Source organism: Serratia sp. (in: enterobacteria) (assembly GCF_051654945.1).
In the GTDB taxonomy this organism is placed as follows: Bacteria; Pseudomonadota; Gammaproteobacteria; order Enterobacterales; family Enterobacteriaceae; genus Chania.
This window is the reverse complement of the sequence record NZ_JBOFZA010000118.1, coordinates 161,676-175,401: the sequence shown is the minus strand read 5'-3', so window position 1 is coordinate 175,401 and position 13,726 is coordinate 161,676. Positions and strand designations below refer to the sequence as shown.

The following is a 13,726-nucleotide window of genomic DNA, read 5'->3' as shown; positions in this document are numbered from 1 at the left end:
TTTCTTGGCTGCACACTTCATATAACAATGAGGAAGGAGAAGAGCAATGATAATGAAAAATACTCTATTTTATAAAGGATTAATATTTTCTGGATTGATTTTTGCGGCATTCGCATGGTCAACCGAACCTGAGAGCAGGCGTTCCTTAGGTGAAGAAACCCTGGCAAAAATAACGGGGGAGGAAGGCAAGAGGGTTGTTGAGTCGCTCAGAGATATTTCGCCAGAACTGGGTGACTGGATTATTGATTTCAGTTATGGAGATGTATTCTCAAGATCTGGCGTTTCCCTTTGTACCAGAGAACTAGCCACTATTTCGGCTCTGACGGCGCTGGGTAATGCACAACCGCAACTTAAGGTTCATATTGAGGGAGCGCTGAACGTGGGCTGCAAGCCGGATGAGATTGTTGAAATTATCAATCAAATGGCCGTTTATGCTGGCTTTCCGAGTGCCTTGAATGGGATCGGTGCTGCCAGAGAGGTGTTTGATAAACGAGGCGTCAAACCCCGGCTATGAGTTGACCTGGCAATCAACGCCTACGTTAGGTACGGGCTATCGAAATGAAAGGCTAACAGGGACAGTCGCCTTGCTTAGGAGTACCTTATGAAATCCCATCTGAGTATTAATGAAGTCACTAAACGTACTGGTCTGACGGTTCACACTTTGCGCTATTACGAACGTATCGGTTTGATCGCTCCCGTGGGGAGGGCTGCCGGTGGCCAGAGACGCTATGCGAAATCGGATATGGCCTGGATCGAATTTCTGATACGGTTGCGAACGACGCGTATGCCAATTGTCAGGATGAAGAGTTTTGCAAAATTACGCAGCGCTGGAAGCTCAACACTGGCGGAGCGCAGCCAGATTCTGGAGGAACATCTGGCAGATGTTATGGACGAAATTGAAAGCCTGCGCCAATCTGCGCAGGCTTTACATATCAAGATCGAGTATTACCGTCAGGCTGAGCAGGATTTGGCGTCAGATTAAATCTGACGTTGCGGCCCTACTTGACCAAAAACGCCTTAAACTGTGGCGTCATCACCGCGCTGAAGCCATCATCGGTTTTAGTGATCAGATACACCGCCAATCCTTTCTCTTCGGCGAGCTTGAGCGCTTTTTCCGTACCCAGCACCATCAACCCGGTATCCCAGCCATCGGCTTCCAGCGCCGTAGGGGCGATCACCGTGGCGGACACCAGCTTATGGGTAATCGGCCGTCCGGTAACGGGATCGATCACATGGGAATAGCGCTGGCCGTCCTGCTCGAAGTAGTTACGGTAACTCCCCGCCGTGCTGATGCCGTAGCCTTGTAAATCCACCAACGCCTGTACTGCGTTTTCCCGATCGGTTGGCTTTTGGATAGCGACCCGCCAAGGCTGGTTTTGGCCATTCACGCCGCGTGATGAAACGGCCCCGCCCACCGAAACCAGATAGTTGGTGATGCCTTTACGCGCCATTAACTGCACCAACTGATCCACTCCGTAGCCTTCGCCCAAGGTAGAGAGATCGACATACATACCCGGCAGATCTTTTTGCAGCCATTCACCCCGATTGTCACTGAGCAACTTCAGATGCTGCAAACCAATATGCTTGCGTGCCTCGTCGATCTGTTGTTGGCTGGGAACCTTAACGACTCGCTTATCCGGGCCGAAACCCCACAGGTTAACCAAAGGGCCGACGGTAATATCCATCGCGCCCCCGGTATCGCGGCCAATGCGCTGAGCCGTGAGAATGATATCGGCCATTCCACGGGGAATAGGCTGCGGCTCGGCGCTGGTGTTCTGGTTAAAGCGGGATAACACCGAATCTGGGCGGTAGGTTGAAATGTCGTCGTTGGCCTGTTCCAGCAGCGCATCGATCTCCTGCTGTAATTGTTGCTTGCTCTCGGTGATAGTGCCGCTGACCTTCACGCTGTAGAACGTCCCCATGGTTTTGCCTTCGATGTCGATCTGGGGGCGGGTGTTGGCATCGTTACAGGCGGCTAGCAGCATAATTGCCGCGCTAAACAGCAGCCTTTTGGCAATGAAAGTGGCCATAGAAAATCCTAAAAGCAGGGAAAGAGGACGGGTATAAAGCAAAATCGGCCAAATGGAAAGGGCAACGTGCGTTTTTACTGGCGTAATTCAAGAGGTTCGGCTAACGTCACTTTCCAGTCCTCGCTTGGAAAATAAGAGTAAATACATGAGTTCAAATGCGGTGACCAGTTTGTTGCGGCCATTTCTGCACGATCGTTTTCTGCATGCATTGCTGTTAATGGGGATGCTGCTGTATGCCATTGGGCCACAGCCGCTGAGGGCACTATCCGGTTTTGTCGATTGGCGCACCATCATGACCTTGCTGGGGCTGATGCTGTTGACCAAAGGCGTTGAAGTCAGTGGTTATTTCGATTTCATTGGTCGTCAGATCGTTAACACCCTGCACAGTGAACGTTCGCTGGCGCTGTTTCTGGTGTTTGCCGCTGCGCTGCTGTCGTCGTTTCTCACCAACGATGTGGCGCTGTTTATCGTTATCCCGCTGACCATCACGCTGAAAAAGCTCTCCTCATTGCCGGTAAGTCGCCTGATCATCTTCCAGGCGCTGGCGGTGAATGCCGGGTCGTTGCTGACGCCGATCGGCAATCCACAGAACATTTTACTGTGGAGCAAGTCTTCGCTGACCTTTATGGAGTTTATTGGCCGTATGGCACCGTTTGGTGCCGTGATGATGCTGAGCCTGCTGGTGGTCACCTGGTTCAGTTTCCCGGCACAGAAAATTATCAAGGCTCCAAATACGCAGCCCTATCCTTATCAAATGCGTCTGTTGCTGGGCTGTGTCGTGCTGTACGTGGCTTTTCTGATCTGCCTGGATCTTGATTTTCCGCTGTATGGGATGCTGCTGGTCTTTGCCGGTTTTTTGCTGCTGGCCCGGCAGGTACTGCTGCAGATTGACTGGAGCCTGATCTTTGTTTTTATCGCCATGTTTATCAACATTGGTCTGCTGACCCAATTGCAGTCGTTACAGCCGCTGTTTTACCAGATTGCCTCGTTGGCGGACGGTAGCGTATATGCCTTGGGGATTGCTTTATCTCAAGTGATCAGTAACGTACCGGCGACCATTTTGTTGCTGAACTATGTCCCTTCCAGCGCCTTGGTCGCTTATGCGGTAAACGCCGGAGGGTTTGGTCTGGCGATTGGATCAATGGCGAACCTGATCGCCCTGAGAATGGCAGGGGAACGCCAGATCTGGCTGCGGTTCCATTTCTATTCGCTACCATTCCTGGCCTGGGCTACGCTGGTCGGCTGGTTACTCCTGCGTTAATTCGGCTCAGCCGTTCCAGCGCCAGGGTTATCTCCCCTGGCGTCAGTGCCGAGAAGCCCAATAACCAGCCGTCGCGTCTGGCAGTTGCATTCTGATATTGCAGGGATAGGCCGGGGGTAATGACGCCTGACTGCTGTGCCTGTCGGGTCAGTTCTGCCTCTTGCCCTGGGGGTAGCCAGACGCCGAGCTGTAGCCCGCCGCCTGCGTACTGTGGTGTGGCAAAATGCCCCAGGTGCTGCGCCAGCTGTGTCAGCAGCCAATCGCGACGGCTGCGATAGAGTTGGCGCATGTAGCGGATGTGGGCGGCAAAATGCCCTTGCAGAATAAACTCTGCCGTTACCGCCTGCGCCAACTGAGCGCAATGGCCGTCATACACCGACCGCGCGGTGGTAAACGCCGCGACCAACGCAGGGGGCACGATCAGATAGGCCAAGCGTAGCGAAGGGAACAACGCTTTGGAGAAGGTGCCGACATACAGCACCGTGCCGTGACGATCCAGACCCTGCATGGCAGGCATCGGCTGGCCGTCATAGTGAAACTCGCTGTCGTAGTCATCTTCAATAATCCAGCTGTGCGACCGCCGTGCCTGCTCCAACAGAGCCAACCGCCGTTCAAGGCTGAGCGCTACGCCAGTGGGATACTGATGTGAAGGCGTCAGGTAGATCAGGCGAGGGGGCGGCAATGAGTCGTCTGGCCGCAGCCCGTGCTCATCCACCGTCACTGGCACCAGGTTAGCACCCGCGCTGGTAAAAGCGTTCCTGGCCCCGTTGTAACCCGGCTCCTCAAGCCACACTGCATCCCCATTATCGATCAGCAAGGTCGCGATCAGCTGTAATGCCTGTTGGGAGCTGGTCAGTACGATCACCTGTTCCGCATCGCAGCTCACGCCACGGGTCTGGCCAACGTAACCGGCAATGGCTTCACGCAGTGGCAGGTAGCCTTGCGGATCGCCATAGCGCAGCAGTTTCTCCCCCTGGAGTCGCAATCGTTGGGCGGTGAGCTGCTGCCAGAGCTTCAGCGGGAAGGCGCGCAGATCCGGCGAACCGGCGGCAAACAGGCAGTGGCTGCTGTGGATCGCGGCAGCCCCCGGTTTGCACGATCGCCAAACCGCGCTGGGAAAGCCGTAGCTGCCCGCTGGGTTTGCGTATTGCCGCCGGTTTGGTTATCTGGATGGCAACATAGGTGCCTTGGCCCACTCGGCGTTGCAGATAGCCCTCGGCTTCCAGTTGTGAGTAGGCGGCCTCGGCGGTAACCCGCGAAACACCCAGATCGGCCGCCAGAACCCGTGAGGAAGGCAGCCGTTGGCCCGCGCTTAAGGTGCCGCCATGGATCGCCTTACGTAACGTATTGCACACTCGTTCACGCAGCGTGCCCGTCGCGTTCTCCGCTTGTTGAAACAGCGTCAACAGTACCTGAGACATAATCGGTCTTACCAATCGGGTAAAATGGGTATCAATGATAAGACCAAAATCGGGCACTATTGTCATCACCCTTCATGCACTGGAATTAAACTATGAGCGTATCTTCATTGGTATTGGCCTTTCCCCCGGCAACGGTGGCACAAAGCCAGGATTATCTGGCGGCCAAGCTCAGCTTTTACACCGACTCGGCGGATGTTGCCGAGGATTTACGCAACGGCGTCAGCGAAATTGTGGTGATCGATACTCGCGCAAGTGCAATATACGCCGCCGGACATATTCCTGGCGCGGTGAGTTTCCCCCATCGCTTGATGGATGAAAGCAGTACCTCAACCCTCGATCGTGACAAAGTCTATGTCACCTATTGCGATGGGATTGGCTGTAACGGTTCCACGCAGGGAGCCTACAAGTTGGCCAAGCTCGGTTTTCGGGTCAAAGAACTGATTGGCGGGTTGGATTTCTGGCTACGCGATGGCCATCCGGTGGCCATCGGTGCTGAGCTGGGAACGTTGCAGGGGCGGGATAAAACGCCGGAGTGCGGCTGCTAGAACAGCGCCCACAGTATCAAGGCTACTACGATAACGCCGACAACCAACGCCAAAGGCTTGCTGAATATCGACTGTAAAGGCTGCGGCAGGGCGGCGATGAGCGGGTTAAGCAATGGTTGCGGCTGTTGCACGTCGCTTTGCAACGAGGGAGCGTGGCCAGCCTTCTCCAGACGGCGGGCAAACAGCTGCTGGATCACGTCGTTCAACTGCGCATGGGTCAACGGCGTAGTGAAGCTGCCGTTAAAGCGGTTCTGGCAATAGTCGTTGAGCTGCTGCTGTTCCTGCTGGTCTGCCGGCTGTTTCAATACCGCCAGCAGGTTTTGCAGTGTCGGTGCCGTCTGTGGGCTGAGTGCCAATTTCACCTGCATAAACTGACTGAGCAGTTGGAAGTGGCGTGCCGGCAGCGGATCGTTGATTTTTACCCCGACCAGATCGAACAGTGCCTGCCAGAGCTTGGCCGGTGTCTCGCCGGTCGCTGCGCTGAGCTTGGTTACCTGCAACTGCAAGTGCTGATGCTCCGCAGGCAGCAGCGGACGGTCACTGGTGGCCGTTTGCTGCGGATGAGGGATAGTCAGTGCGCCGGTTTGCAACAGGTTCAAGACTTGCTGCAACTGCTGGTGGCTCAACTGGCTTAACACCGTGTGGCCGAACTGCTGGCGGATAAAATCGCTGACCGCCTGGCGGTTATTGCCCTGTGGCAACAGTTCGGTGAGCTGTTGCAGCAGTTGGCGGCTGGCATGGTTCTGTTGGGCTACGCCAAGGCGGTTTTGCAGCAGCAGCTCTGCCGGCTGGAAATGGCGTGCCAACAGTTCGCTGTGGTTATCCGCACCTAGTTCATGACGCAGCGTGACCCAGATCTCGGCGGATTTGGCCGGGCTGAGTGCCATGATCTTGACGATCAGTTTTTCCAACTGGGTACGTTGGGCCGGGGAGAGCGGTTGATCGTCGGCAGAGGGGGCTTTGCCTGGGGTCGGAGGGTGATCGGCTGCGCCAGGCGCGCCAGGTCCACTTAACGGTTGCATATCACCAGTCCTTCGCAGTGTATAAAGTCGGCATACCCGGCGAAAAGCACAGGCTCAATCGCTTATGATACCTGTAATTTCACGCCATCAATACCGCCCGCCAGACATTTCTTTACAGGCCAATCGTTGCTTATCCCATTTGCGCCGCTAAGATAGGCGCAGATACGGCATTGAGGGCGTGATGATTAATCGACAGCGGATTGCAAAATGGTTTCTATACCTGGCTTGCCTGGTGGTACTGACGTGCCTCACCCAGCGCATGGCGGGTCTGCATACCTTGCAGTTGGCCCTTGGCTTACCTGCTGTCAGCATTAGCCAATCTTCTGCCGGAGTCGATGAAGAAGCGACTACTTCTACCCCCTGTGAACTGAGTGCCAAATCGCTGCTGGCCTCTCCGCCGGTGATGTTCGAAAACGTGCTGTTTGGCCTGGGGATGCTGCTGATCCTGTTGGCACCGATCGTCGCTCCACGCCTGCCTCTGCCTCCTTTACGCGTTATTTCCCCCACCACCCTCAGGGTACATCTACGATTATGCGTGTTCCGAGAATGAGTTAATCCCTCGTCAAACCGAGTGACTAATTTCTTTTTTGGAGAACAACTATGTTGAATTTCATCAGGCTGGCGTTGACTTGCCTGTTAGTACTATGGCTACCCGCTTCACAGGCGGCGGATAGCGGCTGGCTGCAAAGCCTGCAGAACGATCATGCGAAAATCAGGCTGCGTGCCGACACCAGCAAAGGGGACGAAACCCGCGTGCTGCTCGCCGTTGAGCTGGATAAAGGGTGGAAAACCTACTGGCGCTCACCAGGGGAAGGGGGCATTGCGCCAGCCATCACCTGGCAGGGCAACCCGCCACCGGCGACCTGGTTCTGGCCAACGCCGCAGCGCTTTGACGTGGCAGGGATCTCTACGCAAGGCTATCAGCAGCGGGTAACGCTACCCATCGTGTTAAAGGGGACTGCGCCGCAACAATTGGCAGGGACGCTCACCTTATCCACCTGTAGCAACGTCTGCATCTTGACCGACTATCCGTTCAAACTGGATCTCACCACGCCGCATGATCCGCAGTTCAATCACGACTTCGCTCAGGCGATGGGGCAGGTGCCGATTGCCAGCGGGCTGGTGGACAGCCTGCAAGCCGGTTATCGCAACGGTGAGTTACAGATTAGCGCACAACGTAAAGCGGGCTGGCAACAGCCTGAACTGTTCTTTGATACGTTATCGGGGGCCGATCTGGGTAAACCAGCGGTCAGCAGTGCTGGAGAGAGCCTGCAAGCGCGAGTCCCAGTAAGCGATGGTTGGGGGGATGCAGTTCCAGATCTACGCGGTAAACCACTGCGGCTGGTTATCAGCGACGGAGGTATCGCTCAGGAGGTTACTGTGACCATTGGCGGGCCGCTTGCGCTGTCCTCTACGGCTGCTTTCCCGTTGTGGCAGGCGGTGCTGATGGCACTGGCCGGCGGTTTCATTCTTAACCTGATGCCTTGTGTGCTACCGGTGCTGGGGATGAAGCTGGGTTCTATCTTGCAGGTCGAACAGCGCGATCGGCGCAGCGTACGTTGGCAATTCCTGGCTTCTTCCCTGGGGATCGTAGTGTCCTTCATGGCGCTGGCCCTGCTGATGACGTTGTTGCGTCTGAGCAATCACGCGCTGGGCTGGGGGATCCAATTCCAAAACCCGTGGTTTATCGGCTTTATGGTGCTGGTGACGCTGTTGTTCAGTGCCAACCTGTTCGGCTTGTTCCATCTGCAACTCTCTTCCTCATTGAATACCAAGCTGGCTACCCAAGGTGGGCGCGGATTGAGCGGCCATTTCTGGCAGGGAGCGTTTGCCACGCTGCTGGCTACGCCTTGCTCGGCCCCTTTCCTGGGAACGGCGGTGGCCTTTGCGTTAGCGGCCCCGTTGCCGGTGCTCTGGGGCATGTTTGTCGCGCTGGGGATTGGCATGAGTTTGCCTTGGCTGCTGATTGCCGCCTGGCCTGCATTGGCGTTGCGTCTGCCGCGCCCGGGCCGTTGGATGAACGGGATGCGGCTGGCGCTGGGCCTGCTGATGCTGGTGTCTTCGCTCTGGCTGCTTAGCCTGATGACCAACCATATCGGCTTGACGCCGACGCTGATCGCCGGAGCCGTCTTGCTGGTTGGCTTGTTATTGGCGGTGTGGCAGCAGTTGGGTGCCCGTTCAGCGGGGATCGCAACGGCCAGCGTGCTGGTGATCGGTGGTTTGGAGTTGCTGGTGGGCTCGCTGACGGCCAACCACTGGCGGCAGCCGCTACACGACAATATTGCCTGGCAACCGCTTTCTGAGCAGGCGATCGTGCAGGCGCTGGCCGCCAACAAACGCGTTTTTGTTGATGTCACTGCCGATTGGTGCGTGACCTGCAAGGCCAATAAATACAACGTACTGCTGCGTGATGAGGTGCAAAAAGCCCTCAGTGCCGAGGATGTGGTGGCGTTGCGCGGCGATTGGAGCCGTCCGTCGGAAACCATCTCGGCCTTCCTGCAACAGCGCGGCAGCGTTGCCGTACCCTTTAACCAAATTTATGGCCCTGGCACGCCAGACGGCGAAGTGTTGTCTCCGCTACTCACTCGTGAAGCCGTACTGCATGCCCTGTCTAACGCCAAAGGAAAATAAAAATGAACAAGTTACTGCTGTTATTGCTGTTGATTATCACCCCGGCCTGGGCTGCGGCCCCTTTCACCCCTGAGCAGGAAGTGCGGATTAAACAGCTGATCCGTGAAACATTGGTCTCTAATCCGGATATTCTGGCGGAGGCGGCCAACGCCTGGCAGCAACAAACCAGCGAGCAGCAAATCGGCCAAGCGATTAAACAAAACAGCAAGATCCTGTTCGACGATCCGGCCAGCCCAAGGTTAGGCGCCAAGAATGCCAAGCTGACGCTGGTAGCATTCACCGATTACAACTGCCCGTACTGTAAGCAGTTTGATCCGCAGTTGGAGAAGATCGTCAAGCAATACCCTGACGTGGCGCTGGTAGTGAAGTTGTTGCCGTTCAAAGGGGAAAGCTCGATTGCGTCGGCCCGTGTGGCCCTCACCGCCTGGGAACAGCACCCTGAGCAGTTCTGGCCGTTGCATCAACGCCTGATGGCTAAAAAAGGCACCCATGACAATGCCAGCATCGCTGCTGCCCAGGATAAAACCGGGGTCAAGCAGGTTGCGCCCACCGAGCAGAGCATGACTACGCTGCGCACCAATATGCAGCTGGCGGAGCAGTTTGGCGTACAGGGAACGCCGGCCACCCTGATAGGCGATCAGATGTTGCCGGGCGCGGTGTCTTATGAAGATCTGGAAGCGGTAGTGAAGGAGCAGTTGGCGAAGGTCAACCATGGCTAGGTTGCGGCGCTGGACGCGCGAACTGCTGATCTTGCTGTTGCTGGTACTGGGCGTGATGTTCGCTATGGATTGGTGGCGAGCCCCGCAAGCACCGCTAGCCTTTGACCAGCAAATGCTGGAAACACTGGACGGAGAGCCGGTATCGTTGGCGCAGCTCAGCCAGGATCAACCCTTGCTGGTTTATTTCTGGGCCAGTTGGTGCGGGGTTTGCCGCTTTACCACGCCTTACGTGGCCAAACTGGTGGCGAACGGCGGTAACGTGATGACCGTGGCGCTGCGTTCGGGCAATGACCAGCAGGTGGAGCAGTGGCTGGCGGCCAAGAAGCTGCAACTGCCGGTGGTGAATGACGAACAAGGCAAGCTGTCGGCGCAGTGGCAGATTGGCGTAACGCCGACCATCGTCGTCATTTCTCAAGGCCAGGTGGTACAAAGCACCACCGGCTGGACCAGCTATTGGGGCATGAAATTGCGGCTCTGGTGGGCGGGGCATATCAGTTAGGCCCCTCACCCTAACCCTCTCCCACAGGGAGAGGGGACCGAATTGGCTACAGTTTAACTCCTGCACCTGACCGCAGCTCTGGACTTGCTCCCTCTCCCCAACACGGTATTTATGGGGGCCTCGATTTTACCGCGGGAGAGGGCTGGGGTGAGGGGCTGGCTGACCAACATTTAATTCCCCGTCACCGCAACGATCGCCTGGCAAAGCCGGGCAATCCCTTCGGTAATCAACTCTGGCGTATTGGCGGCAAAGTTTAACCGCAGTCCATGTGCGCCGTGCTGTTCCTTGACATAAAAGCATTCGCCACGGGCAAAGGTGACGCCCTGTTGCCAGGCGATTGGCATCAACTGTGTGGTGCTGGCGGTTGGTGGCAATTGCAGCCAGATGAACAACCCACCCTCAGGGATTTCAAACCGACAGCCCGGCGGCAGATGCTCGCTTAACGCCGCCACCATGGCATCACGATGCTGGCGGTACATTCTTCCCGCCCGGCGCAGCTGTTTGTCGTAGCTACCGACGGTGACAAAGGCGTCCAGTGCGCGCTGGATCAGGTTGGAGCTGGTAAAGCTGTCGACGTGCTTGAGCCGGGAAAACTGCAGATAGTGCTCACTGTCCGCCACCAGATAACCAATACGCATGCTGGGCAGCAGCATCTTGGAAAAGGTACTGACGTAGATCACCGTGCCCGCGGGAGCCATGGAGCGCAGTGATGGCAGGCTTTTGCCGTTGTAACGCAGATCCCCGACAAAATCGTCCTCCAGGATCACGATCCCGGCCTGTTGGGCCAACGTCAGTAAACGGCGGCGGCGGGCTTCGCTCATACAGCGCCCGGTAGGGTTATTGAAATTGGGGATGGTGTAGATCATTTTCGGCTGATGCCGGGCGATCAGCTCCGGCAGTTGCTCAACGCACATACCGTGGCGATCGCTGGGTACCGCAACAATGTTGATTTGATGCAGGCGTAGCAATCCCAGCGCTTCGGCGTAGGTTGGCTCTTCGACAATCACCGTATCGCCAGGGCGTAATAGCGTCTGGAAAATCAGGCTGATGGCATGTTGTGAGCCGTTGGTGATCAGTACCTGCTCGGCACGGGTGGGGATACCTTGCGCCGTGAGGATCCGGCCCAGCGTGTCGCGCAATGGATAGTAACCACAGTAGTCGCCGTAGCTGAAGGCCTCTTCCGCATGACGGCTGAGGATCGACAGCAGGATCTTGCGAAATGCCTCTAGTGGGAACACTTTGGGGCTGCCGACGCCCGCGGCAAAGTTGATGATGTGTTCCGGCAAAGGAATATCGGGATAACCGTCCAGCCGTGAAGTGGTGGTGGTGAAGCGATCGGCAGGAAATAGCTCGCTGGATGCTGGCCGTTGCCGCAGTGGGGCAGGTTGCAGGTGCCGGACATAAGCACCGCTGCCACGCCGTTGTTGCAACAATCCCTTGGCCGTCAGTTCGGCGTAGGCACTTTCCACCGTCAGGCGGCTGACCGAAAGCTCGGCAGCCAGACTGCGCGTTGACGGCAGTTTATCGCCATCGGCAAAGGTGCCGCCAAGAATGGCGCGGCGCAGCGCTTCTTCGATTTGTAGATACAGCGGGATGTCCTGCTGACGATCCAGTGGAATGTGCATAAATTGGCCCGGTCGGTAAGCTTCATTTTCACTATATCCCAGTGTAACAAGGCTTAACAAAGAGAAAAGTGGCCTGCATAACATCGCAGTAAAGTGGCTATGGTGGCAAAATCTGGCCGCGTTAAACTCTTCGCCAGATAATCAAGCGCTGGAATTTAGAGGGTGTTATGTCGTTACCGTCGGGTGTTGTAGCAGAACCGGTTGTGGTCAGTGGTGGACTCCTGCGGGGAGCCAATCAGGGCTATGCGATCGCCATTATCAGCGCCATGCTGCTGGCTTTCACCGCCATCATCATCCGTGCGTTGACCGAGTATTACCATCTGCCGACGTTTGTGCTGGCCTTTTGGCGTGCAGCCTTGGTGGCTCTGGTGTTATTGCCGCTATTGCTGTTGTGCAAACCACAATGGGCACAACTGCGTTTTGAGCAGGTACCGTTCTACGCGGGCTACGGTTTGCTATTGGCGCTGTTTAACAGCTTATGGACGCTGTCGGTGGCGCTCAATGGTGCCTCGGTGGCCACCATTCTGACCTATTGCTCGGTCGGTTTTACCGTATTTCTGGGGTGGATGCTGTACAACGAACGCCTCAGCCTGCGTGAGCTGCTGGTGATCGTGGTCAGCCTGGGTGGCTGCTTCCTGGTCAGTAATGGCGACAGCATGGGCAACACTCGTTTTGATTTGTTGGGGCTGATGGTCGGCATGTTGTCCGGTATCGGCTACACCTTGTATACCCTCGGCGGACGCATCGCCAGCGAGCGGCGTTACCCGGTGTGGAACACTATTCTCTACGTGTTTGGTTTTTCCGCCGTCTATCAGTGGGTGTTCAATACATTGTTGACGTTTTTCCCCATGGCCGCTTTTCAGGGCATGGCCGGCGATTTGTGGTTCCTTTCGCAGGGGGCGCAGGGCATTCAATGGAGCGGCTGGTTGCTGCTGGTTACGCTGGCCGCCGGGCCAACGCTGCTGGGCTTTGGCCTGTACAATATCAGCCTGAAAACCCTGCCGTTGGCGGTAGCCAACCTGATCCTGTCGCTGGAATTGGTGTTCACCGCGGTGATTGCCTATTTCCTGTTGGGGGAAAACATGAACCAATTGCAGCTGTTGGGCAGCGCGCTGGTGATGGGCGGGGTGTTGATGCTGAGAAAAGCGAAGTAGGCTTGGCTTTTAGCTTCGGTCTGTTACCATTGGCAGCGCAAAAACAAGGTGCAGAAAATGACTCTCAATCCAAGATTAAAACGGGCGATCATCGCTTAATCAGGCAGTGTTTTTTGAACAGAAGACACTGCCACCGACATCATGTTCCGTGGCTCTTATAGTTTATCAAGAGAAGATGCCATGTCTGAAAAACACTGGTCAAAAACCGAATTACTCCACCAGACGGTGACCAACCCCAATATTCTGGTTAAAGGAACCCACAGTTATTACAGTCATTGCTGGGATAACGGTTTTGAACGTTCCGTGGTGCGTTATTTGCACGGCGATACGGTCAGCCAACAGTGGGAACCGCTGGGGCCGCTAGACAGGTTGCACATCGGCGATTATGTCTGTATCGGTGCCGAAGCGGTGATCCTGATGGGCGGGAATCATACCCATCGTATTGATTGGCTAAGCCTGTATCCGTTTATGGAAACCATCCAGGCGTCTTATTTGTCTAAAGGTGATACCAGCCTTGGCGACGGCTGCTGGATCGGGATGCGGGCGATGCTGATGCCTGGCGTGACGATTGGCGAAGGGGCGATAGTTGCTGCCGGTAGCGTGGTAACTGCGGATGTCGAACCCTACGCGATCGTGGGCGGTAATCCGGCCCGGATGATTAAGCGGCGGTTTGCCCCGGAGACGATCGCACGTTTGCTCGCATTGCATATATACGATCTGCCCGCCGAGGCGTTTGCCAGCATCCAGCCATTGCTGGCCAGTGATGATATTACTGCTCTGGAGCAGGCGATGGAGGGGATACGTTAGCAATAAGCTGGG

At 56.1% G+C, this 13,726-nt stretch carries 13 protein-coding genes and 1 pseudogene; 10 read left to right on the top strand and 4 right to left on the bottom strand.

The features are described 5' to 3' along the window. Positions 1 to 46 precede the first annotated feature (46 nt). Together ACRDCA_RS26155 and ACRDCA_RS26150 are read left to right on the top strand one after the other, a co-directional pair. Positions 47 to 514, top strand: a complete 468-nt coding sequence (locus tag ACRDCA_RS26155; RefSeq protein WP_438692119.1) for a carboxymuconolactone decarboxylase family protein — start codon at positions 47 to 49, stop codon at positions 512 to 514. A gap of 87 nt (positions 515 to 601) precedes the next feature. After that, entirely contained in the window at positions 602 to 982 is a 381-nt protein-coding gene (locus tag ACRDCA_RS26150; protein ID WP_438692118.1) for a MerR family transcriptional regulator, read from the top strand. A 16-nt stretch (positions 983 to 998) separates the two neighbouring features. Here ACRDCA_RS26150 and apbE read toward each other — a convergent pair whose 3' ends face one another. Next, positions 999 to 2,030: an FAD:protein FMN transferase ApbE gene (apbE, locus tag ACRDCA_RS26145; protein ID WP_438692117.1), complete on the bottom strand. Its 1,032-nt coding sequence runs from the start codon at positions 2,028 to 2,030 to the stop codon at positions 999 to 1,001. Positions 2,031 to 2,175: 145 nt separating this feature from the next. Here apbE and ACRDCA_RS26140 point away from each other — a divergent pair, with 145 nt between their 5' ends. Further along, complete coding sequence (locus ACRDCA_RS26140) at positions 2,176 to 3,291, top strand: SLC13 family permease (protein WP_438692116.1); 1,116 nt, start codon at positions 2,176 to 2,178, stop codon at positions 3,289 to 3,291. Here the strand turns inward: ACRDCA_RS26140 and ACRDCA_RS26135 are convergent. After that, positions 3,260 to 4,712 (bottom strand): annotated as a pseudogene (locus ACRDCA_RS26135) (PLP-dependent aminotransferase family protein). The gene ACRDCA_RS26140 and the pseudogene ACRDCA_RS26135 overlap by 32 nt on opposite strands. 92 nt (positions 4,713 to 4,804) lie before the next feature. Between ACRDCA_RS26135 and ACRDCA_RS26130 the strand changes: the two are divergent. After that, positions 4,805 to 5,257 (top strand): rhodanese-like domain-containing protein, encoded by a 453-nt coding sequence (locus ACRDCA_RS26130; protein WP_438692115.1) that lies wholly within the window; start codon positions 4,805 to 4,807, stop codon positions 5,255 to 5,257. Here ACRDCA_RS26130 and flk read toward each other — a convergent pair. Beyond that, entirely contained in the window at positions 5,254 to 6,279 is a 1,026-nt protein-coding gene (gene flk, locus ACRDCA_RS26125) for a flagella biosynthesis regulator Flk (protein WP_438692114.1), read from the bottom strand. The two genes, ACRDCA_RS26130 and flk, sit on opposite strands and share 4 nt — an antisense overlap. Positions 6,280 to 6,460: 181 nt before the next feature. Between flk and ACRDCA_RS26120 the strand changes: the two genes are divergently transcribed. From ACRDCA_RS26120 to ACRDCA_RS26105, 4 genes are read left to right on the top strand one after another with little or no spacing between them, the layout of a single operon-like run. Further along, complete coding sequence (locus ACRDCA_RS26120) at positions 6,461 to 6,829, top strand: hypothetical protein (RefSeq protein WP_025120715.1); 369 nt, start codon at positions 6,461 to 6,463, stop codon at positions 6,827 to 6,829. 50 nt (positions 6,830 to 6,879) lie between these two features. Beyond that, the gene (locus ACRDCA_RS26115) at positions 6,880 to 8,910 is read left to right on the top strand and encodes a protein-disulfide reductase DsbD family protein (protein ID WP_438692113.1); all 2,031 of its coding nucleotides are present in this window, start codon (positions 6,880 to 6,882) and stop codon (positions 8,908 to 8,910) included. A gap of 2 nt (positions 8,911 to 8,912) precedes the next feature. Further along, positions 8,913 to 9,629 (top strand): DsbA family protein, encoded by a 717-nt coding sequence (locus ACRDCA_RS26110; protein WP_438692112.1) that lies wholly within the window; start codon positions 8,913 to 8,915, stop codon positions 9,627 to 9,629. After that, a complete protein-coding gene (locus ACRDCA_RS26105; RefSeq protein WP_438692111.1) occupies positions 9,622 to 10,128 on the top strand; it encodes a protein disulfide oxidoreductase in 507 nt (168 codons plus the stop codon). The genes ACRDCA_RS26110 and ACRDCA_RS26105 overlap by 8 nt, the downstream gene beginning before the upstream one ends. A 170-nt stretch (positions 10,129 to 10,298) precedes the next feature. On the opposite strand, the gene ACRDCA_RS26100 is transcribed toward ACRDCA_RS26105, so the two are convergent. Then, the gene (locus tag ACRDCA_RS26100) at positions 10,299 to 11,753 is read right to left on the bottom strand and encodes a PLP-dependent aminotransferase family protein (protein ID WP_438692110.1); all 1,455 of its coding nucleotides are present in this window, start codon (positions 11,751 to 11,753) and stop codon (positions 10,299 to 10,301) included. 167 nt (positions 11,754 to 11,920) lie between these two features. On the opposite strand from ACRDCA_RS26100, the gene ACRDCA_RS26095 reads away from it, so the two are divergent. After that, on the top strand, positions 11,921 to 12,907 hold the full coding sequence (locus ACRDCA_RS26095) for a DMT family transporter (RefSeq protein WP_438692109.1): 987 nt from the start codon (positions 11,921 to 11,923) through the stop codon (positions 12,905 to 12,907). Positions 12,908 to 13,087: 180 nt separating this feature from the next. Beyond that, on the top strand, positions 13,088 to 13,714 hold the full coding sequence (locus tag ACRDCA_RS26090; protein WP_438692108.1) for a CatB-related O-acetyltransferase: 627 nt from the start codon (positions 13,088 to 13,090) through the stop codon (positions 13,712 to 13,714). The last annotated feature ends 12 nt before the right edge of the window (positions 13,715 to 13,726 follow it).